The organism is Sneathiella chinensis, assembly GCF_012720115.1.
In the GTDB taxonomy this organism is placed as follows: domain Bacteria; phylum Pseudomonadota; class Alphaproteobacteria; order Sneathiellales; family Sneathiellaceae; genus Sneathiella; species Sneathiella chinensis.
In genome coordinates this window covers 391931-414349 of record NZ_VNWN01000006.1, presented here as the reverse complement: position 1 = coordinate 414349, position 22419 = coordinate 391931, and the positions used below count along the sequence as shown (strand labels likewise).

Below are 22419 nucleotides of genomic sequence, written 5' to 3'. Positions count from 1 at the left end.
CCGTGTTCATCATGCGGAAACATCGCAGGCTTGCTCTTGACAGTCACAAAGAGTAAAAATGCCGGGAAAAGTCAGGCATCAGGCTTGCCCTAAACCTATACTAGAATAGGACGTAAAGTAAATTACCATGACCGTTGTTACGCGATTTGCCCCTTCACCAACCGGGTTCCTGCACATTGGTGGTGCCAGAACCGCCCTGTTCAACTGGCTGTATGCCCGGCATAACGGCGGCAAATTCCTGCTTCGTATTGAAGATACGGATCGGGAGCGGTCCACGGACGAAGCCATTCAGGCCATTCTGGACGGAATGAAATGGATGGGTCTGGACTGGGACGGGGATCCTGTCTACCAGTTCTCCCGCCGCGACCGCCACGTTGAGGTCGCCAATCAACTGCTGGCCGACGGCAACGCCTATTACTGCTATGCCAGCAAGGAAGAACTGGCGGAAATGCGGGAAAAAGCGCGCGAGGAAGGCCGTCCTCCGGGATATGATGGCCGCTGGCGTGATCGCGATCCGTCCGAAGTGCCGGAAGGCGTGTCCCCGGTTGTCCGCTTCAAGTCCCCCAATGAAGGCAGCACCGTTATTCAGGATGCGGTTCAGGGGAATGTGACCATCGCCAACGCCCAGCTTGATGACCTGATCCTGCTGCGAGCCGACGGCACCCCCACCTATATGCTGTCCGTGATCGTGGATGACCATGACATGGGCGTTACCGACATCATTCGCGGCGACGATCACCTGACCAATGCCGCCCGTCAGCTCCAGCTCTATCATGCGCTTGGATGGGACGCGCCGCGCATGGCCCATATCCCGCTGATTCACGGTCCTGACGGGGCAAAACTGTCAAAACGTCACGGCGCCCTCGGCATTGAGGCCTATCGCGACATGGGATACCTGCCCGAAGCCATGCGGAACTATCTTCTGCGTCTTGGCTGGTCCCATGGCAATGACGAAATCATCTCAACCGAGCAGGCGATCGAGTGGTTCAACCTTGAGAATATTGGGAAATCTGCGGCCCGATTTGATTTTGACAAGCTGGAAAACCTGAACGGACACTATATCCGTGAAGGCGACAATGCCTATCTCGCCTCCCTTGTGCGGCCTGTTTTGGCGCAGAAAACAGGGGAAAACGTGACGGATGAGCAAATTTCCCTCATTGAAAAAGCGATGAACGGCTTGAAAGAAAGAGCAAAATCAGTAATATCCCTCGCAGAAAGTTCGCTTTTCTTAATCGCCAAACGTCCTTTGGCCTTGGATTCAAAAGCAGAAAAACTCCTCGATGCCGATGCTGCCGCGATTTTATCTCGGGTTGCAGACGCCCTGGAAGGGCTGTCTGGGTGGGAAAAGGAAATGCTGGAAGCAACAGTACGCGAGTGCGCGGAATCCGAAGGACTTAAACTGGGAAAAATCGCACAGCCTTTGCGGGCTGCCCTGACTGGTACAACCGTATCACCCGGTATCTTTGACGTGCTGGAAGTTCTTGGACGGGACGAGGCAATCGGCCGTATCAGGGATGCCGCGAAAAGTGAGCCGACAACTTAAAATGTAATAAATCGCACACGCGGTTCCATTATTGAAATGGTCGCCCTGTCACAAGGGCGGGAATAATCCGGGCCAGCTCCCGCTGGCCCTAATCAGAATAGGGATAGATTGAATGAGTGGATCAAAAGTTACCGGTACCGTAAATCTTGCCGAAGAAGGCAAGGACACTATTGAACTCCCCCTTGTCGATGGAAGTGTTGGCCCGAAGGTTGTCGACATCAGGAAACTGTATGCGCAAACAGGCCACTTTACATATGATCCCGGTTTCACATCCACTGCTTCATGTGACTCCGCCATCACCTATATCGACGGTGACCAGGGCGTCCTGATGCACCGTGGCTATAAAATCGAGGAACTGGCCGCTTCCAGCGACTATATGGAAGTCTGCTACCTGCTTCTGAAAGGCGAACTGCCGACCGAAGAGGAAAAGACCAAGTTCTCCACTGACATCACCTACCACACCATGCTGCATGAGCAACTGATCCAGTTCTTCCGCGGCTTCCGTCGGGACGCTCACCCGATGGCCGTCATGGTTGGTGTTGTTGGCGCCCTGTCCGCCTTCTATCACGACAGCACGGACATCAACGATCCGCACCAGCGGATGGTTGCCAGCTATCGCCTGATTGCAAAAATGCCGACAATTGCGGCCATGGCCTACAAATATTCCGTGGGTCAGCCTTTTGTCTATCCGCGCAATGACCTGTCCTATGCAGAAAACTTCCTGCACATGACCTTCAGCGTCCCGGCCGAGGAATACAAGATTTCCCCGACCATCGCCCGCGCCATGGATCGTATCTTCATCCTGCATGCGGATCACGAGCAGAACGCCTCCACGTCTACCGTTCGTCTGGCTGGCTCTTCCGGTGCCAATCCGTTTGCCTGCATCGCGGCCGGTATCGCCTGCCTGTGGGGTCCGGCTCATGGCGGCGCCAACGAAGCCGTTCTAACCATGCTGGAAGAAATCGGTTCTGTTGACCGGGTTCAGGAATTTATTGCCAAGGCAAAAGACAAGAACGATCCGTTCCGTCTGATGGGCTTTGGTCACCGGGTTTACAAGAACTACGACCCGCGTGCGAAAGTCATGCAGGAAACCTGTCACGAGGTTCTTGACGAACTGGGCATCAAGGATGAGCCGATGCTCAAACTGGCCATGGAACTGGAACGCATTGCCCTCGAAGACGAATATTTCATCGAGAAGAAGCTGTTCCCGAACGTGGACTTCTATTCCGGTATCATCCTGAAGGCCCTTGGCTTCCCGACCAGCATGTTCACCGTTCTGTTCGCCCTTGCCCGCACCGTCGGTTGGGTCGCTCAGTGGAACGAAATGATGGAAGATCCGGGACAGAAAATCGGTCGTCCGCGTCAGCTTTACACAGGTTACGCCGAGCGTCCGTTCGTTCCGATCAACAAGCGGTAATCCCTTGGCTCGCTCACGCGAAAAGGACCAAAATGGCCAGTCCCGAACCGGGACTGGCGACCGGACGCGTGGCAAAAAACTGTTCTTGAGAGCGGCGAACGACAATCGTTCGCCGTTTCCCGTTCGGCTGAAATGGGGATTGATTTATCTGGCGCCTGTCTGCGCCCTGCTCTTCCTGATCGCGCTCTGGTATTTCTAGACGTCAGCGATCCGTCAGCGTCAAAATGACGTCGGCCGCCCGGTGTCCGGGTTTTTCCCCGCCATATCCAAGCGCCTGTACAGCGTGCTCATATCCCGCAACCTGTTGCTGTCGCAAGGTTTCATCGCGGTACAGGTCTGCAAGCGCCGCAGACAAATTTTCTGCGGTACAGTCTTCCAGAAGAAGTTCCGGTACCACTTCCTGTTTTTCAAGAATATTGACCAGATTCACATATGGGGTCTTCACCACCCGGCGGGCGATCCACGCGGTCAGGCCGTTCATCCGGTATCCAATCACGGCCGGAAGGCGCGCCAACGCCAGTTCCAGACCCACGGTCCCGGATGCCGCAAGCGCCGCATCGGCACCGGCCATGGCGTCATATTTTTCCTGAACGCCGTCAATGATGATGGTTTTCCACGGCCAGTCGGCCAATTCAGCCCGCACCAGATCGGCGGCCTTGCCCACAACCGGGGTGACCACGACAAAATCCCCCATAAGGTCATGCAGGCGCGACAATGTTTCCCTAAACACGGGAAGGTGACGCTCCACCTCGCCGCGGCGGCTTCCCGGCAAAACCATCAGGACCCGTTCATCCTTGCCGATATCATGCTGTGCACGGAACCGATCCCCCTCACCCGCGTCGGCGCCCGTCTCGATGACGGAATGACCGATAAAGGTCGCGGGTAACCCTTCCTTCTCGAAATAGGGCGGCTCGAACGGCAGAAGGGTCAGCAGGTGATCATACAGCGCGGCGATTTTCTTCGCCCGTCCCGGCCGCCACGCCCAGACGGATGGGGCCACATAATGCACCTTCGGAAAGGGCGCGTCTTTCAGCTTTTTTGCCACCCGAAAACTGAAATCCGGCGCATCCACGGTAATAAACACATCGGGCTTCGCCGCAAGGGCATCGCGGGCCGCCTGATTGATCCGCTTGATCAACAGGGGAAGTTTCGGCAACACCTCCATCAGGCCCATGACGGTCAGGTCTTCCATGGGGAACAGACTGGTCAGTCCTTCGGCCTGCATCAGCGGGCCGCCAACCCCTTTGAAAACCACACCCTTTTCACCAAGGCGGTCTTTCAAGCCAGCCATCAGCCTTGCGGCAAGGGCATCGCCGGAAGGCTCCCCGGCGATCAGGTATACGGAAAGGGGCGCGGTCATGAAGGATCGGTCCCTTTCGGGGTCTGAGTTAGGGTCTGGGTCTGGTCCAAATTCTGATCGGCGGTCACGGCAACGACAAAAATCCCGGCCCGGTCCGCCAACTCGCGGATCCGCTCCCGGTTGACGATCAGGGTTTTGCCTGCTTCAACGGCGATGCCTTTCAGGTTGGCCGCCTGTATCTGTTCAACCGTATCCGGCCCGATGGTGGGCATGTCGGCCCGAAGTTCCTGTCCCGGCTTGGACAATTTCACCAGCACCCCCGCCGGATAGTCCCATGCGAAATCACCACACCGACGGATCAGCGCCTCGGTTCCTTCCGCCGCTTCCACAGCCAGAACATATTTCCGGCGAATGACCGCCGCCTGCCCGATATCAAGGGCGCCAACCGCCTTGACGATCTGCAAGCCTTCGTGAATGTCCTGCCAATCCTCGGCTTCCGGTTCAATGCTGCCAATCAGGCCGGGCTCTGCGACCAGCGAGCCGCTTAGTTCATGGGCCCCGATGATCTGAAACCCCTTGTCCGCCAGATATCCGGTAATGGCGCGCATCAGGCCATCATCGCCCTTGCTGAGCGCCCCGCCAATCCGCTTCAGCAGACGCAAGCCTTCCATATCGGGGATCAGGTTCCTGAAATCAGGACGGTTTACCGGCCCAGCCAGTGTCACCACGCCGCAGCCTTCCCGGTTGAGAGCCTTCAGGAATTTCCCGACCTTGGTAATGACAATGCTTTCATGGGGGAAATCGGCGAAATCCTCTTCGCGGGCTTCGCCCTTCACCAACAGGATATACGGGTTCTCGCCCCGGGCCTTCAGGGATTGCGCCAGATTAACGGGCAACTCCCCGCGCCCTGCGATAATGCCGATCCGCTTCCGGTCGGCTTTATTCGGGCTGACAGAACCCACGCTTGGTCTCACCATTGATGAAGTCGAGGACGGTCCCGACAAGTGTGGAGTCAGGATAATTCGTCTGAACATCCGCGACCCGCGCCTGGAACGTTCCCTCATCCGCGAACAATTCCTTATAGGCCTTCCGAAGCGCATGGATTTCTTCCCGCGGGAAATTGCGCCGTTTGAGGCCTGTCAGGTTGAGGCCCTGCAAGGTGGCCCGGTTTCCGGTGGCGGAACCAAACGGAATGATGTCGGTTTCCACGCCGGACGCACCGCCAATCATGGCATGTTCCCCAATGCGCACGAACTGGTGCACGGCGGAAAGACCGCCGATAATGGCGAAATCATCAATTTCCACATGGCCGCCCAATGTCGCGTTATTGACCAGAATGACATTGTTGCCAATCAGGCAGTCATGGGCCACATGCGCCCCGATCATCAGAAGACAGTTATTGCCAACCCGTGTCAGCAACCCGCCGCCTTCCGTGCCCGGATTGATGGTGACATGTTCGCGGATTACCACGTTGTCACCGATCTGAACCTCGGACGCTTCGCCGTGGAATTTCAGGTCCTGCGGCGCATGGCCAAGCGAGGCAAAGGGATAAACCGTACAGCCCACGCCAAGAGAGGTCTTCCCGGCAACGGCCACATGGGATTTCAGGACCGTCCCGGAACCGATGCTGACCTCGGGACCGATGACGCAGAAAGGCCCGATTTCAGCCGCTTCGTGAATGACTGCACCATCTTCGACAATGGCAGTAGGATGAATATTAGCCATCAGGCACCACAGTTAGAGTACTTTTACTTGCAGATATAGCTAGCAAGACCCGAAGGCCTTGCCAAGTCACGCTTTGTTACAACCCGTTTCCCTCGAAAGGAGCCAGGGAGATCAGTCGGTAATCATGGCCGAGAACTCGGCTTCCGCGACCTTCTTGCCGTTGACCTCAACCACACCGGAGAATTTCCAGACCGCGCGGCGGTTCTGCAGCTTTGTGACCTTCATACGCATTACGTCACCGGGACGCACCGGAGAACGGAACCGGGTCTTGTCGATGGACATGAACAGAACGCTTTTACCAGAATCTTCCTCGCCCAGCGTTTTCAGGACCAGCACGCAAGCGGTCTGGGCCATGGCTTCAACAATCATCACGCCCGGCATGATCGGATTTTCCGGGAAGTGACCGGTGAACTGGGGCTCGTTCATGGTGACATTCTTGATACCGACCGCACTTGTATCCAGAATGATATCCTCAACCCGGTCTACCAGCAGAAACGGATATCTGTGGGGCAGCATCTTGAGAATTTCCATAATCTCAACAGGCGCGATGGTTCCGTTTTCTGTTTGTTCAGTCATTTAACATGTCCCTTGCCTTTGGCCAGCTTCCGAAGAACGGCCATATTTCTAAAAAATTCTTTGCGCGGACGGGCCGGGAAACCGGCATAAACCTGTCCTGCGGGAATATCGGAGATCACCCCGGATTTACCGGAGAGTTGGGCGCCCATACCAATGCGAAGATGTCCGGCAACACCGACCTGCCCGCCCAGCACCACGAAGTCTTCGACAACCGTGCTACCGGAGATGCCCGATTGCGAGGCGATAATACAGCCCCTTCCCAACCGGACATTATGCCCAATCTGACACAGGTTATCGATCCAGCATCCGTCCCCGATCACGGTGTCCGGGCCTGCGCCCCGGTCAATGGTGGTATTGGCGCCGATCTCGACGCTGGAGCCGATGATCACCCGGCCCAACTGGGGAATTTTCACATGTCCCGCCGGATCAGGCGCAAAACCAAAGCCGTCCTCACCGATCCGGGCCCCGGAATACAGGGCCACATTATCGCCGATATGGGCGCACTGAACGGTTACCTGTGAATGCAGGTTGCACCCCATACCGATCCGGCAGTTGCGGGCAATCGCCACATGGTGGCCAATGACCGTGCCGTCTCCGATGGTCACACCGCTTTCAATAACGGAATAGGCACCGATGCTGACATTCTTGCCGATGGTGGCATCCGGGGACACCACGGCGGTCGGGTGAATGCTGCCATCACCAGCATTGGCGGGATAAAACAGCGCCGAAATGCGGGCATAGGCCTTGTACGGATTGTCGCTGACAAGAAGCGCCATTCCCTTGGGGGCCATCTGCACAAATGGTTCTGCCACGATACAGGCGGACGCCTTGGTGGTGGCAAAGGCGTCTGCATATTTGGGATTGCTGAGAAAGGCAATCTGCCCCTCGCCTGCGCTGTCCAGGCTGGCCACATCCACAATCTCGATATCCTGTTCAGGCTGCGCTTCCAGACGGGATCCGGTCAGTTCAGCCAGCTTGGACAAGGGAAACGGCCCCTTGTTATCGAAAAAGTCACGATCGGCCATAATTACTTCTTGATCGGGACCAGGGTCACCTTGACCTTGGTTACTTTGGCATTCAGGCGGTCAATGATCTGGTCCGTGATTTCCAGCGTTTTCTCCGCGAAAATCAGGTCCTTCTTTTCAATGACCAACGCAGCCCCCATAGACTTTGCAATCTCAAGGACGATCGGAGCCATTTCCCCTTCAACCTTGGCAATGGCGGCGGCGCGGCTCTGGGCAAGCTGCTGCCTTTTCAGTTGTACATCCAGGGCCGCCTTGCGGGCTTTCTGGTTAAAGGCTTCCTGTTTTTGCCGGAAACTTTCCGGCGGCAGGACCACCTTTTGCCGGCTCAGTTCATCCTGTTCCTGACGCAAAACCTGTTCCTGCGCAACCGTATCGGTGCGCAGCTTTTCTTCCATGGCCTTGACCTGTGCCCCGATATCCTTCATGGCGGCGGATTCAGACAGGATCTTTCCAAGGTCCAGAAACAGGATAATATCCTTGGCAAAGGCCGCCTGACCACCCTGCCCGACAAGAAACGCGGACAGACCAAGGACAGACAGGAAACGGACGGCTTTTTTCACAAATTTATGCATATCAGAAACGTGTACCAAATTCGAATTGGAATACCTCATCCTTGTCGTAGTCTTCCTTCAGGAACGGATAGGAGATATTGACCTGAAGCGGACCGAAAGGTGAAGTCCAGTTTACACCAAAACCGGCAGAACCGCGAATGGAAGCGCTGTCAACAATGACCGGATCATTATCATCGATCCCTGTCAGGGTACCAACATTGACAAATGTCCGGCCCAGCAGCCCGAATTCCTCCGGGAAGCCCATGGGGAAGCGCAGTTCGGCCTTACCAACCACATAGGCGTTACCGCCAAGGGCGTCACCGGTGACCTCGTCACGGGGGCCAATACCGGATTTTTCAAAACCACGGAAGGTTCGACCGCCGATATTGTAGCGCTGTTGCAGGACCACATCCTCGCCAAGACCAAAGATATACCCGGCATCACCACCAACACTGAATACCACATCATCTTCATAAACCGGGAAGAAGTGGGTATAGCCGGCCGTCGTCGCCACGGAATAGACATCCCCGCCCACACCACTAAAGGTCTGACCGAAGGTGTACCGGTTTCCTTCTGTCGGCAGGATGTTGTCATCCAGATAGTTGAAGCTGAGGGTATAACCAAGGGAGGAGGTTAGGAGTTCCCCTTCGGAACGCGCAATAATGCTGGACGCACCGGGGCCGACATCGCTGATATTTTCCTGCACCAGTGAATAGCGCAAACCGGCAGTGATATGATCCTTGATGGGGAACCCTGTACGCAGGTTGATCCCTGTCCGTTCCAGATCATAGCTACTCTGGTTCTGCAAATCCCGGCGCAGGCTGTAGATATCGAAACCGGCCTGCAGGTCCTTGCCAAGGAAGTGCGGTTCGGTAAAGCCCAGGTCGATCTGCTGGTTCTCGGCGCCGAGCGAGATTTTGAAACGCAGGTCCTGACCGCGGCCAAGCAGGTTCCGCTCCCGGATCTGAAGGTCACCAGAGATAGAATCTTCCGTAGAGAAACCGGCACCGATACTCAGTTCACCCGTTGATTTTTCCTGCACATCCACATTGATCACGGTCTTGTCCGGGGATGACCCCTCGTCCTGTGTGATCTCGACCTTTTCAAAGAAATCGAGGCTGCGGATCTTGGAACGGGACAGGCGCAGCAGCGATGTATTGAACGCATCGCCTTCGGCCAGCTTGAATTCGCGGCGGATCACATGATCAAGGGTCCGTACGTTCCCCGTAATATTGATCCGTTCCACATAAACCCGCGGGCCCTTGTTGATTTCATAGGTCAGGCCAATGGTCAGGTTATCCTTGTCCCGATCGACACGGGGACGAATATTCACAAAGGCGTAGCCCAGCTTGCCAAGCTCGAAGGTGATGTTCTGGATGCTTTCCTCGATGGCATCGGCGTTATAGGTCTCGCCTTCGTAGGTGGTCAGCAGGGAGCGAATAACCTCCGGCTCCAGATCCTTGATCTCGCTGGCCACGTCAATCTTGCCAAAGCGGTATTGCTGCCCCTCATCCAAGGCAAAGGTAATGAAGAACCCATCCCGGTCCGGCGTCAGTTCGGCAATGGCGGACACAACACGGAAATCCGCATAGCCCTTGCTGAGATAGTATTTACGCAGCAATTCCCGGTCATAGGTCAGACGGTCCGGATCATAGGTATCGGAATCCGACAGGAAGTTGTACCAGCGGGACTCATCGGTTGAAATCTGGCTCAGCAGGCGTTTGTCAGGAAAAACCTTGTTGCCCACGAACCGGATTTTCTTGATGCCGGTTTCCTCGCCTTCGTTGATTTCGAACACCAGATCAACGCGGTTTTCCGGCAACTGGATAACCTTGGGTTCCACCACGGCGGCGAAACGTCCGCTGCGCCGATAAACGGTGATGATCCGCTGTACGTCATTCTGGACGCGTGCACGGGTATAGACAACGCGGGGGCGAAGCTGCACCTCGGCGTTCAGGACATCATCCTGAATACGGCGGTTACCCTCAAAGGCCAGACGGTTGATGATGGGGTTTTCAATGACCTTGACGACCACGGCGTTGCCGTCCCGTGCGATGGACACATCGGCAAACAGGCCGGTATTGAACAGGGCCTTCAGGGACTGGTCAACACGGCCACGCTGATAGGGAGATCCGACGGAGAACAGAAGGTAGGAACGGACTGTTGATGCCTCGATCCTGCGGTTTCCCTCAACCCGAATTTCGGAAATGGTACCGGCAGTCTGAGCGTAGGCAACGCGGTCTGTGTGCGTTGCTGTCGCCCCTGTAACCAGAAGCAAACAAGCAGTAAGGAATACTCGCAATTCTCCACCCCCCAAGCGGATACTGAACTATAACTTTTTGATCGTTTCAGGTGCCTGAAAGATCAAGAAAACAACCCCGTAAAGAAATCCTTGATCCATGGTTTATTCAGGTCATTCCACGTGGCGAATATCATTAGCATTAGAACAAGGGTTAGTCCAATACGGAAACCGAATTCCATATATTTTTCACTGACCGGTTTTCCGAGAACGGCTTCGAACAGATAGAATACAAGGTGTCCGCCATCCAGCATGGGAACCGGGAACAGGTTGATCAGACCAAGGCTGATGGAAACAAAAATCATGAAGTTGAACAGGGACAACAGGTTGTCCGTCAGGCTTTCCCCGCGCTTGGCCGCATCGCCGGACATCTTCAGAATACCAAGCGGACCGCTCAGTTCCGAGGTATCACGGGCGCCGGAAATCATCTGCCCGACCCCTTTCAGGGTCGCCGTGGTGACGAACCAGGTCTGGTCCACCGCACTGGACAGGGCGGAAATGGGACCATGCTGGACAAATTCCCGCTGATCGGACCGAATGCCAAGCTGCCCGACCTTCTGGGTATTGCCGTCCCCATCCGTATATTCGATGACATTCGGGGTCACGCTCAGGGTCAGGGTTTCCCCGCCCCGCTCAACAACCATGGATAGCGGCTCGTCCAGTCCCACCATCACATGCTGGCGCAGTTCCTCGAAGCTGTGAATGTCATCACCATCCACGGACAGGATGCGATCCCCGGGCAGCAAGCCAGCCTCGGCGGCGGCGCTGTCCTCAAGAACACTGGTGGCAACCGCAGGTGTCTGGGCCTGCCCCAAGGCCATGAACAGGATGGCCATGGCAACAATGGCAAACAGGTAGTTGGCTGCCGGACCAGCGACAACAATGGCCGCCCGCTGCCAAAGCGGCTTGAAGTGAAATGAAATACGGCGCTCTTCCTCGGGCATGTCGGCAATGTCCTTGTCGGCATTGCTGGCAACCCCGGCATCGCCGTGGAACTTCACATAGCCACCAAAGGGAATGGCGCTGACCTTCCAGCGGCAGCCATTGCGGTCATACCAGCCAAACAGCTCCTTGCCGAAACCGATGGAAAACACATCCACCTTCACACCGCACAGCCGCGCCACCTTGTAATGGCCGTATTCGTGAACGAAGACCAATACGGTGATAACCGCGACAAATGCCGGCAGATAAATCCAGTTTTCAGCAAGAAACCCCATATGTCAGTCCGTTCTTTCTTCTAGCGGTCAGGAAAGTGTCTTTATGACTTGCAGGGCGGCCTCCCGCCCCTTTCTATCCTGACTATATATGTCATCTATTTCCGAATACTCGATAATTTCTGTCTTTTGCAGCGTTCTTTCAACCACTTCCGCAATTTGCAGGAACCCGATATCGCCTGCAAGGAACCCTGCAACCGCCACCTCATTGGCAGCGTTCAGGATGGTCGGTGCCGATCCGCCGGCCTCCAACGCCTCACGGGCCAGACGCAGGGCGGGAAAGCGCACCGGGTCCGGGTCCCGGAATTCAAGCGAACCAAGGGTCCTGAAATCCAGCCGCTCCGACTTGAAAGCATGGCGTTCCGGCCAGCCGAGCGCATAGGAGATCGGGGTCCGCATGTCCGGGGTTCCCATCTGGGCCAGAACAGACCCGTCGCGATACTCGACCATGCTGTGAATGACAGATTGCGGATGAACGATGATATCCACCTGATCGCCGCCAACGGGAAAAAGGTGAACGGCCTCAATAAGTTCAAGGCCCTTGTTCATCATGGTCGCGGAATCAATGGAGATCTTGGCCCCCATATCCCAGTTGGGATGGGCCAGTGCCTGTTCCCGCGTCACATTCGCCATGTCCGCCCGGCTGCGATCCAGAAACGGGCCGCCTGACGCGGTCAGGATCAGGCGTTCCACCTTGTCCATCTGGGTATCGTCCAGCACCTGGAAAATGGCGTTATGCTCGCTGTCCACGGGCAGCAGGGTCGCACCGTATTTCTGCACATTGGACAGCATGATATCCCCGGCGCAAACAAGCGACTCCTTGTTGGCAAGCGCCACTGTCGTTCCGGTCTGGATCGCCGCAAGGGTCGGGGCCAGTCCGGCCGCACCAACGATGGACGACATGAACCAGTCAACCGGCTCCCGGGCGGCGGCGATAACAGCCTCCCTGCCCGCGGCGATCTCGACCGGGAAACCATCCAGCCGATCCTTCAGGTCCTGAAACCGTGCGTCATCCCCGATCACCACCAGTCGCGGACAGAATTCCCGGACCTGCTCTGCCAGTAAATCCACATTGCGATGGGCCGTCAGGACTTCCACCTGAAACGCGGAACGGCGCTCCCGGATCAGGTTCAGGGTACTGACCCCGATGGAGCCGGTCGCCCCAAACACGGATATTTTCCGGGGGGTCGTCCCCTCCTCGGCAACGGCAAGGGGATGCGGCGTGGCAATATTCATGTCAGTTCCCATTTGCAAGCACTACCAGACCATATAGTGCAGGCGCGACAAAGAGCACGCCGTCCAGCCGGTCAAGAACGCCCCCGTGTCCCGGAATGAGGTTGCTGGCATCCTTGACGCCGAAATGACGTTTCCATGCGGATTCCGAAAAATCACCAATCTGGGCCAAAACCGCCATGGCGGCACCTGCCAAGGCCATTTCCACCGCATTGAAGGGAACCGTATCCAGCATTTGCAGGCACAAAACCGCCACCACAGCGGCAGAGGTCATACCGCCAATCAGGCCCGCCCACGTCTTGTTGGGGCTGATGGAAACCATGATTTTCGGGCCGCCAATGGTCTTGCCGGAAAAATAGGCCCCGATATCCGTTGCCCAGATGATGAAAAACAGCGAGGCCGCCAACGGAAAACCGTCCCCCGGATGAGCGCGAAGGGCAATCAGGCAGATCATGGGAATACCCACATAGATCGGCCCAAGACCAACCCACGGCCATTCCGCTGCCTTGCGATTGACCCGCGCCAGTATGGTCAGGCAGAGCGCACTGAACAGCGACACGCCGATGGCTTCCAGCAGCAGGGCTTCGTGGGCCAGAAAGGCAGCCACAACAACCCACAGCCCCATCAGGACGAAATAGCGGAACCGGTTCTTCTGGAACGAGACCGTACACCATTCATAGGCCATCACCAGTCCGGCAATCCCCATGAAGATGGAAAAGGAAAGGTCACCGAAATACAGCGCCGCCAGTGCCAACGGTGCAAGCACCACGGATGACAGGATACGCTGCTGTAAAGATGACAATAGAGGTTCAGACACTCACAGCCCCATATCGCCTGCATCGCTTGAGATACTCTTCGATGGCCTGCTCAAGATGCAGTCTTTTGAAATCCGGCCACAGGACATCCAGAAACACCAGTTCCGAATAGGCGCATTGCCACAAGAGAAAGTTGCTCAGTCTTTTTTCGCCGCTGGTTCGGATGACCAGATCCGGGTCGGGGATGTCCGCCGTATCCAGATGATCAGCGAACAAGGCCTCGTCGATCTCTTCCGGCGCCAGCGTTCCCGCCTTCACCTTTTCGGCCAGTGCCTTCGCGGCGTGAACAATTTCCTGCTGGCCGCCATAGCTGAGCGCCACGGTCAGGACCATGTCCTTGTTACCCGCGGTTTCCGCTTTCGCATGATCGACCAGTTTCTGAATGTCTTTCGGCAACCTGTTGATGTTGCCAATAAATTTTACTTTGACGCCAGCCTCTTTCAGCTCCGTCAGTTCCTTCTGAATGAAATAACGGAACAGCCCCATGAGGTGATTGACTTCCTCTTTGGGGCGTTTCCAATTCTCAGAAGAAAATGCAAACAGGGTGAGAAACGGGATGCCCAGTTCCCGACATCCCTTCACGGCTTCACGAACGGCCTTGGCCCCTTGTTCGTGTCCTTTCAACCGTGTCAGTGACTTTCCCGTCGCCCAACGCCCGTTTCCATCCATGATGATGGCAACATGAGACGGAATACCGGGCATAAGGTTGCTGGACTGGACAATCCCCATCAATCAGACCTGCATAATTTCCTTACTTTTATCGGCCAACATCTCGTCAACAGTCTTGACGTAGGTGTCTGTCAGCTTCTGGATGTCGTCTTCCGCGCGCTTGGCGTCATCCTTGGACATTTCGCCGTCTTTTTCCGCTGCCTTTGCCGCGTCGATACCATGACGACGGACGTTGCGGATGGCGACTTTTGTCTGCTCTGCGTAGCCACTGGCCACCTTGGTCAGTTCAACGCGACGTTCTTCGGTCAGTTCGGGAATGGGAACACGGACAGTCAGGCCATCCACGACCGGGTTCAGACCAAGACCGGAATTGCGGATCCCCTTCTCGACAGCGGAAACATTGGATTTGTCCCAGACCTGAACCGCCAGCATGCGGGCTTCAGGGGCGCTCACGGTGCCAACCTGTACCAGAGGCATCTGTGCGCCATAGGAATCCACCATCACCGGTTCAAGAAGGCTGATATGGGCGCGGCCGGTCCGCAGGCCACCAAATTCTTGACGAAGCGAGTCCAGGGCGCCTTTCATGCGCTTTTCCAGATCCTTCATGTCAGGCAATGCCATCATTTTCTCCCTTACTTTTAGACAGCCATGTCTAAATTAATAAAATTCAGCGTTACGCTCAATCAAATGCGTTTAAACGACTTCCGTAAAACATCCGTCTTTTTTCAGGACCTTGGCGAAAGACCCTTTCTCCTGAATGGAGAAAACCAGAATAGGGATGTTGTTTTCCCGCGCAAGCGAGATTGCAGCCGCATCCATCACCTTCAGGTCTTTTGCCAGCACATCCAGATGGGACAGGCTGTCAAAGCGAACAGCGTCCGGATTGGTCCGCGGGTCCTTGTCGTAGACACCATCCACATTGGTGCCCTTCACAAGGGCGTTACACTTCATTTCAGCGGCCCGAAGGGCAGCGGCTGTATCTGTGGTGAAGAACGGGTTGCCGGTTCCGGCAGCGAAAATAACGATGCGTCCCTTTTCAAGGTGACGTTCGGCGCGGCGGCGAATATAGGGCTCGCATACGGCGGACATGGGAATGGCGGAAAGAACGCGGCTGTCCATCCCCACCTTCTCGATCGCGTTTTGCAGCGCCAGCGCGTTCATCACGGTTGCCAGCATCCCCATGTAATCGGCATTGGCCTGATCCATTCCCTGTGCTGTACCGGAGACACCGCGAAAGATATTCCCGCCGCCAACGACGACGCAGACTTCAACGCCCATGTCATGGGCTTCCTTGATATCCTGCGCAATGCGGGACACGGTTTCCACGTCAATACCGTACTGCTGGTCGCCCAGCAAGGCTTCACCGGAACACTTGAGCAGAACCCGTTTATAAATTGGTTCTTGTGTCATTCTTTCCCTCAATCAAAATGTACAGATACTGAAAATGGTCCGGGACCCGAGCATACAGGAAACCTGAAATTTTAAAAGATTTCCTGTCATCCCATAAAAATATGGCGGCCTCAGGACAGAGACCGCCATATCAAACATTACATGTGAAACTTAGTTTCCGACTGCAGCAGCAACTTCAGCGGCGAAATCAGTTTCTTCTTTTTCAATACCTTCACCAACGGCGAAGCGAACCATGCCAGCAACCTTGATCGGGCTGCCGATTTCCTTGGCAACCAGTTCGATGGCTTTCTCAACAGAGTTTTCACCATCAACAACGAAGGTCTGCTTCAGAAGAACAACTTCCTGATAGAACTTGTTCAGGCGGCCTTCAACCATCTTGCCGATGATTTCTTCCGGCTTGCCGGATTCGCGTGCCTGGTCGGACAGAACGGTGCGTTCACGCTCGATCAGGGCCGGGTCCAGTTCATCAACGCTGATTGCCTGCGGGTTTGTGGCCGCAACATGCATGGCAATCTGCTTGCCGAGGGTTTCCAGACGGGCCGCATCGCCTTCACTTTCGAGGGCAACGAGGATACCGATCTTGCCAAGGCCGTCGGTTACAGCGTTGTGAACGTAGGAAGCGACAGCACCCTTGGAAACGGAAACGCTGGCCGCACGGCGCAGGTTCATGTTTTCGCCGATGGTGGCAATGGCGTTTGTCAGTGTTTCTTCAACAGTGTTGGAGGAACCCGGGAACGCAGACGCCTTGATCGCATCCAGATCGCCATTGGCGGCAGCGGCGACAGAGGCAATGCCCTTTACCAGGTTCTGGAAGTCTTCGTTACGACCAACAAAGTCGGTTTCCGCGTTGACTTCGACGATTGCGCCAGAGGTACCCTCGGCGGAAACAGCCACCAGACCTTCGGCAGCAACACGGCCGGATTTCTTGGAAGCGGTTGCAAGACCCTTGGTCCGCAGCCAGTCGATTGCAGCATCCAGATCGCCGTCGGTTTCGTTCAGCGCCTTTTTGCAGTCCATCATGCCCGCGCCAGATTTTTCGCGGAGTTCTTTAACCAGTGCAGCGGTTACAGCCATTAGTCATCCTCACTTAATATTTCGTGATCAGATTGAATGATCACACGCCCGAGAGACGGGCGTGTGACAAGAGTCATTATTCAGAAGCAGCGACAGTTTCTTCGGCGGCAGCTTCTTCAGCTTCCGGCAGAGCTTCTTCCAGAGGAGCCTCGGCTGCACCGAGATCTTCGCCCTGACCAGCCATTTCAACGGAGATACCGTCGATAACAGCCTGCTTGAACAGATCACAGTAAAGGTTGATGGCGCGCAGGGCGTCATCGTTACCCGGAATCGGGAATTCAACACCATCCGGATCGGAGTTGCTGTCGACGATAGCAACAACCGGGATACCCAGCTTGTTGGCTTCCTTGACGGCCAGCTCTTCCTTGTTAGTGTCGATGACGACGATCACATTCGGCAGACCGCCCATGTCCTTGATACCACCAAGGGCCAGTTCCAGCTTGTCCCGCTCGCGGGTCATGCGGAGAACTTCCTTCTTGGTCAGGCCGATGGCGTCGGAAGACAGACGCTCCTCGACTTCGCGCAGACGACGAATGGATTCAGAAACAGTTTTCCAGTTGGTCAGCATACCGCCGAGCCAGCGGTGGTTCACGTAGAACTGGGCGCAGCTTTTTGCGGTTTCAGCAACAACGTCGGATGCCTGGCGTTTGGTGCCGACAAACAGAACACGACCACCGCCGGCGACTGTGTCGCGAACGACTTTCAATGCCTGGTGAAGCATTGGAACGGTCTGCTGCAGATCGATGATGTGGATGTTGTTGCGTTTCCCGAACAGGTACGGACCCATTTTCGGGTTCCAGCGACGGGATTGGTGACCAAAGTGTACGCCGGCTTCCAGAAGCTGACGCATAGTAAAGGTTGGCAGAGCCATTCTGCTTTTCTCCTTTTCCGGTTGAACGTCCGCAGGCCTTGGTTCGGAACTTTTCCGAACACCGGAGGGACTTCACCAACTCGATGAAAACCCGAAACCCGCGTGTGAATTAACAGGCGCTGTCTACCGCCCTATGGCAACTGATGCAAGGGAAAAATGGGGCCTTGCACCGTCATGAGGTCATTTTTTTAGATGTCGTGCACATCCACCACACCCGGAACGTATTTGATGGCCTGCCGCACTTCAGGAGAGATATTGTATTTTCCGGCAAGGTCAAGCTCGACTTCCTTGGATTCATCCTCCAGATTCACCACAAAGGCGACCCGGCCCCGGCCCCGGCCCCCATTGTCCAGAATGGTGGCAATCTGGGCCAGCGGACTGTCATCATCGATGAACACACGCACCCCGTCCCCGGTTTGCGCCGCGACGGTTTCCAGCCTCTGAACCCCGTTGGCCGTGAGGCGGGGCTGGTCATTGTCGATATTACCGGTCACATTAACCACGATGGAGGTTCCCACCTCCAGCAACTCGCGGCAGGCATAGAGGGTTTCCTCGAACATGGTAACCTCGAAGGCGCCGCTGGCATCGGACAGTTGCACAAAAGCCAGCGCCTTGCCCTTCTTGGTGCGCAATTCCCGCCGCCCCATAACAGTACCGGCCAGTTTGGCCGCTGTCTCCGACGCGCCAAGACCACTCATATAAGACGCACTGTTGCGCACACCGGCCTTGTCCAGTGTCTTGGCGTAAGCATCCAGCGGGTGCCCGGACAGGTAAAAGCCGATGGCATCAAATTCCTGCTTCAACTGCTCCATGGAGGTCCAGCGGGATACCTTGGGCAGGTCCGGCACCACGGACATGCTGGCTTCCGGCCCGCCAAACAGGTTGACCTGTCCCGATCCTTTCTCCTCCTGCGTTTGCTGCGCATGTCTGAGAAGGGTTTCAATGGACGCGAAGACCTGCGCCCGGTCCGGGTTCAGCGCATCAAACGCCCCTGCCCGGACAAGATTTTCCGCCTGCCGCTTGTTCAGGTGCCGGGTATTCAGCCGCGATGCGAAATCGAACAGGTCCTTGTAAGGGCCGTTTTCGCGCCGCTCCTCGATCACACCGGCCATGGCTTCCTTACCCACATTCTTGACCGCCGCCAACGCGTAGCGCACTGCGCCTTCGTCCCCGTCAAATTCAACGGTGAATTCCACCTCGGACGCGTTCAGGCAGGGCGGGTGAATGGGAATGTTCATCCGGTCCAGATCCTGCCGGAAGATGTTCAGCTTGTCGGTGTTGTTCAGATCAAGGCTCATGGACGCGGCCATGAATTCGACCGGGAAATTGGCCTTCAGATAAGCCGTGTGATAGGACACGAGCGCATAGGCCGCCGCGTGGGATTTGTTGAAGCCGTAACTGGCGAATTTCGCAACAAGATCAAAGATATGGCTGGCGTCCTTCGCCTTGACGCCCTGCTCGACCGCGCCTTCACAGAAGCGTTCCCGCTGCTTGTCCATTTCCTCCTTGATCTTCTTACCCATGGCGCGGCGCAGAAGGTCCGCTTCACCAAGGCTGTACCCGGCCAGAACCTTCGCGATTTCCATCACCTGTTCCTGATAGATGATAACGCCGTAGGTTTCCTCAAGGATATGTTCCAGTTTCGGGTGCAGCAGGTTCGGTTCTTCCTCGCCGTGCTTACACCGGATATAGGTCGGGATATTCTCCATCGGGCCCGGACGGTACAGGGCCACGATCGCGATGATATCCTCAAAGGCGTCGGGCCGCATCTTGCGCAGCATGTCGCGCATGCCCGAACTTTCAAGCTGGAAGACGCCGACCGTATCCCCGCGCGACAAAAGCTCAAACGCCTTCTTGTCGTCCAGCGGCACCTTGGCATAGTCAATCTCGATCCCGCGCTTGGCGATCAGGGCCTTGGCCCGGTCCAGCACCGTCAGGGTTTTCAGGCCCAGAAAGTCGAACTTCACCAGACCGGCGGTTTCCGCATATTTCATGGAATATTGCGTCACCGGCATGTCCGAACGCGGATCGCGGTAAAGCGGCACCAGTTCGTCCAGTTCCCGGTCCCCGATCACAACACCCGCCGCGTGGGTCGAGGCGTGGCGATACAGGCCTTCCAGTTGCAGGGCGATCTCGATCAGGCGGGCCACTTCCGGGTCCGTGTCCCGCGCCTCGCGCAAGGGGCGTTCCGTATCAAGCGCTTCCTGCAGGCTCATGGGGTTGGCCGGGTTGGCGGGGATCAGCTTACTGATCCGGTCCACCTGTCCGTAAGGCATTTGCAGAACACGGCCCACATCGCGGACCGCCGCCTTGGCCTGCAGCTTACCGAAGGTAATGATCTGCGCCACCTGATCATGGCCGTATTTGTTCTGCACATAGCGGATAACCCGCTCGCGCTTGTCCTGACAGAAGTCGATATCAAAGTCGGGCATGCTGACACGTTCCGGGTTCAGGAAGCGTTCGAACAGCAGGCCAAAGCGCAACGGGTCAAGGTCCGTAATGGTCAGCGCCCACGCCACAATGGACCCCGCACCGGAACCACGTCCCGGTCCCACGGGGATATCATGTTCCTTGGACCACTGGATAAAGTCGGAAACGATCAGGAAGTAGCCGGGAAAGCCCATCTGGTTAATGATGCCGGTTTCATAGTTCAGGCGATCAAAATATTCCTTGGACTTGGCGGCCCGTTCTTCTTCCGACATGTCATCGGTGAAAACCTCTTCGGCAAGCCGCTTGTGCAACCCATCGGTTGCCATGGCCTCCAACTCTCCGGCTTCATCCCGTCCCTCGCCCGAGGTAAAGGCCGGCAGGATAGGATCCCGCGGCGGCGAGGAAACCGCACAGCGCCGGGCAATCACCAAAGTGTTGTCGATGGCCTCGGGAAGATCACTGAACAGGGCGGCCATTTCCTCCGCCGACTTGAAATAATGTTCAGGCGTGCGCCGGTGCCGATCCATGTCCCCCACATACTTGCCCGCCGCAATACACAACAGGGCGTCATGGGCCTCGTACATGTCCTTTGCCGGGAAGAAGCATTCGTTGGTGGCGACAAGGGGAATATCCATGTCATAGGCAAAATCCAGCATGTCCCCTTCGGTCAGGGCTTCCAGTTCCAGACCGTGCCGCTGAATTTCCATATAAAGGCGGTTCGGGAAAAGGCCCTGCAGCCACGACAGATAGGCGCGGGCCGCGTCCATCTGTTCCCCGGCGATCAGGCGCCCGATCGGCCCCTCGGCCCCGCCGGTCAGGCAGATCAGGCCAGCAGAATGCTTTTCCAGTACATCCTTGGGGACCTGCGCCGTTTCCCCGGCATCGGTTTTCAGGAACGCATGGGAGGTCAGCTTGAGAAGGTTGTAATATCCGGCCTCGTCCTGGGCCAGCAGAACAATGGAGTCCGGTTCCGGGCGGCGACCGCTCTTGTCCATGTCGCCATCCTGCGTAATGGCCAACTGGCACCCGATAATGGGCTGGACCCCGGCCCCGGTCAGCGCCAGCGAGCCTTCGAGACTGCCGAACATGTTGCTGGTATCGGTGATGGCCACCGCCGGCATGTTATTTTTCTTGCAAAGATCGACCAGTTTCTTGACCGGGATCGCCCCTTCCGACAGGGAATAGGCAGAATGCACCCGCAAATGTACGAAACCGGCATGGGACAAGGAACTATCCTCCAAATGAAACTTTACACGCCCCATTTTTACATATCCTTGTCCAGAGGTCAGTCCTTGAACCGCCCGGACTGACATTTTTTTTGTGGATAAGTTCCCGGCTCAACCGGGCCCCTTCCCGCCGGCCCTTTTTATCCGGTGAAAGAATGGACGATTTCCGCCCAGAAAACCATCATCCCGAGGGCGCCGCCAAATACAACAAACTCAAACCCGCTTTTGATCAAATTCCAGTTTTTCATTGTTCATCCCTGTAAATGCAAGTGACGTTTGAATGGATAATGTTCACGTTTTGTTCTCACGTCAACAATTTTTTGTTCCGCCCTGTTCTCCCCCCATTCCCTGTTCCTGATCGGTTGTATTTTATATTGAAAAAACAAGGCATTGCCCCACATACTGACATAAAGGAAAAATGCCTTCGAAAAGGAGCCGCCCTCATGACCACCGACCAGACAAGAACCGATTTGAAGAAAACTGATTCCCAGACAAGCGAGACCAAACGCACGGTCCTTGCCGGAGGATGCTTCTGGGGGATGCAGGACCTGATCCGGGCCCGCCCCGGTGTCCTTGCCACCCGTGTCGGGTATACGGGCGGCACCCTCAAGCATCCCCGTTATCAGGATCTGAAATTCGGCGGCACCGGCCACGCAGAGGCGGTCGAGATTGTCTATGATCCGGCACAGACCAATTTTGAGGACATTCTGGCGTTCTTTTTCCAGATCCACGATCCCACCACCCCGAACCGTCAAGGAAACGATATGGGCAGCCAGTACCGATCCATCATTTTTGTCAATGACGAGGAAGAGGAACGCAGCGCCCGCGCCGCAATGGACGCCCTTGAAAAGGCGCAGGTTCTGCCCGGCCCCATTGTGACGGAAATTCTGCCGATCATGGATTTCTGGCCTGCCGAGCCGGAACATCAGGATTACCTGCAGAAATTCCCGTCAGGGTATACCTGTCATTTCATCCGGCCAACCTGGAAGCTGCCTTCCTGAACCGGCCCCTGCAAGGGCGGAAGGGCGGCATTCCCCATCA

At 56.2% G+C, this 22419-nt stretch carries 19 protein-coding genes; 3 read left to right on the top strand and 16 right to left on the bottom strand.

Features of this window, described 5'->3' with window-relative positions; all coding sequences use genetic code 11:
* Nucleotides 1-127: 127 nt before the first annotated feature.
* Both gltX and gltA read left to right on the top strand, forming a co-directional pair.
* A complete protein-coding gene (gene gltX, locus FQB27_RS11990) occupies nucleotides 128-1543 on the top strand; it encodes a glutamate--tRNA ligase (protein ID WP_169561272.1) in 1416 nt (471 codons plus the stop codon).
* Between the two features lie 112 nt (nucleotides 1544-1655).
* Nucleotides 1656-2960, top strand: coding sequence for a citrate synthase (gltA, locus tag FQB27_RS11985; RefSeq protein WP_169561271.1), 1305 nt, complete (start codon nucleotides 1656-1658; stop codon nucleotides 2958-2960).
* A 202-nt stretch (nucleotides 2961-3162) separates the two neighbouring features.
* On the opposite strand, the gene lpxB is transcribed toward gltA, so the two are convergent.
* The 16 genes from lpxB to dnaE all read right to left on the bottom strand — a co-directional run bounded on the left by lpxB (nucleotide 3163) and on the right by dnaE (nucleotide 21414).
* A complete protein-coding gene (lpxB, locus tag FQB27_RS11980; protein ID WP_169561270.1) occupies nucleotides 3163-4320 on the bottom strand; it encodes a lipid-A-disaccharide synthase in 1158 nt (385 codons plus the stop codon).
* Complete coding sequence (locus tag FQB27_RS11975; protein ID WP_169561269.1) at nucleotides 4317-5237, bottom strand: LpxI family protein; 921 nt, start codon at nucleotides 5235-5237, stop codon at nucleotides 4317-4319. Before FQB27_RS11975 ends, lpxB begins: the two co-directional genes overlap by 4 nt.
* Nucleotides 5200-5985, bottom strand: a complete 786-nt coding sequence (gene lpxA / locus FQB27_RS11970) for an acyl-ACP--UDP-N-acetylglucosamine O-acyltransferase (RefSeq protein WP_169561268.1) — start codon at nucleotides 5983-5985, stop codon at nucleotides 5200-5202. The genes FQB27_RS11975 and lpxA overlap by 38 nt, the downstream gene beginning before the upstream one ends.
* A 111-nt stretch (nucleotides 5986-6096) precedes the next feature.
* A complete protein-coding gene (fabZ, locus tag FQB27_RS11965) occupies nucleotides 6097-6561 on the bottom strand; it encodes a 3-hydroxyacyl-ACP dehydratase FabZ (protein WP_169561267.1) in 465 nt (154 codons plus the stop codon).
* Entirely contained in the window at nucleotides 6558-7586 is a 1029-nt protein-coding gene (gene lpxD, locus FQB27_RS11960) for a UDP-3-O-(3-hydroxymyristoyl)glucosamine N-acyltransferase (RefSeq protein WP_169561266.1), read from the bottom strand. Before lpxD ends, fabZ begins: the two co-directional genes overlap by 4 nt.
* Before the next feature lie 2 nt (nucleotides 7587-7588).
* A complete protein-coding gene (locus FQB27_RS11955) occupies nucleotides 7589-8158 on the bottom strand; it encodes an OmpH/Skp family outer membrane protein (protein ID WP_169561265.1) in 570 nt (189 codons plus the stop codon).
* Nucleotide 8159: 1 nt separating this feature from the next.
* Nucleotides 8160-10415 carry an outer membrane protein assembly factor BamA gene (gene bamA / locus FQB27_RS11950; protein WP_206374611.1) on the bottom strand — a complete coding sequence of 752 codons (2256 nt, stop codon included), beginning with the start codon at nucleotides 10413-10415 and terminating at the stop codon, nucleotides 8160-8162.
* 86 nt (nucleotides 10416-10501) lie between these two features.
* Nucleotides 10502-11653: an RIP metalloprotease RseP gene (gene rseP / locus FQB27_RS11945; protein WP_169561264.1), complete on the bottom strand. Its 1152-nt coding sequence runs from the start codon at nucleotides 11651-11653 to the stop codon at nucleotides 10502-10504.
* 27 nt (nucleotides 11654-11680) lie between these two features.
* Nucleotides 11681-12886, bottom strand: coding sequence for a 1-deoxy-D-xylulose-5-phosphate reductoisomerase (gene dxr / locus FQB27_RS11940; RefSeq protein ID WP_169561263.1), 1206 nt, complete (start codon nucleotides 12884-12886; stop codon nucleotides 11681-11683).
* 1 nt (nucleotide 12887) lies between these two features.
* Complete coding sequence (locus FQB27_RS11935) at nucleotides 12888-13700, bottom strand: phosphatidate cytidylyltransferase (RefSeq protein WP_169561262.1); 813 nt, start codon at nucleotides 13698-13700, stop codon at nucleotides 12888-12890.
* Nucleotides 13693-14427, bottom strand: coding sequence for an isoprenyl transferase (locus tag FQB27_RS11930; RefSeq protein ID WP_169561261.1), 735 nt, complete (start codon nucleotides 14425-14427; stop codon nucleotides 13693-13695). Before FQB27_RS11930 ends, FQB27_RS11935 begins: the two co-directional genes overlap by 8 nt.
* A gap of 3 nt (nucleotides 14428-14430) precedes the next feature.
* A complete protein-coding gene (gene frr, locus FQB27_RS11925) occupies nucleotides 14431-14988 on the bottom strand; it encodes a ribosome recycling factor (protein ID WP_169561377.1) in 558 nt (185 codons plus the stop codon).
* Between the two features lie 72 nt (nucleotides 14989-15060).
* Nucleotides 15061-15777: a UMP kinase gene (gene pyrH, locus FQB27_RS11920; RefSeq protein ID WP_169561260.1), complete on the bottom strand. Its 717-nt coding sequence runs from the start codon at nucleotides 15775-15777 to the stop codon at nucleotides 15061-15063.
* A 150-nt stretch (nucleotides 15778-15927) separates the two neighbouring features.
* Nucleotides 15928-16851 (bottom strand): translation elongation factor Ts, encoded by a 924-nt coding sequence (tsf, locus tag FQB27_RS11915; RefSeq protein ID WP_169561259.1) that lies wholly within the window; start codon nucleotides 16849-16851, stop codon nucleotides 15928-15930.
* A gap of 76 nt (nucleotides 16852-16927) precedes the next feature.
* Nucleotides 16928-17722, bottom strand: coding sequence for a 30S ribosomal protein S2 (gene rpsB, locus FQB27_RS11910; protein WP_169561258.1), 795 nt, complete (start codon nucleotides 17720-17722; stop codon nucleotides 16928-16930).
* Between the two features lie 188 nt (nucleotides 17723-17910).
* Complete coding sequence (gene dnaE / locus FQB27_RS11905) at nucleotides 17911-21414, bottom strand: DNA polymerase III subunit alpha (RefSeq protein WP_169561257.1); 3504 nt, start codon at nucleotides 21412-21414, stop codon at nucleotides 17911-17913.
* Between the two features lie 407 nt (nucleotides 21415-21821).
* On the opposite strand from dnaE, the gene msrA reads away from it, so the two are divergent.
* Entirely contained in the window at nucleotides 21822-22379 is a 558-nt protein-coding gene (msrA, locus tag FQB27_RS11900; protein WP_169561256.1) for a peptide-methionine (S)-S-oxide reductase MsrA, read from the top strand.
* Nucleotides 22380-22419 lie beyond the last annotated feature (40 nt).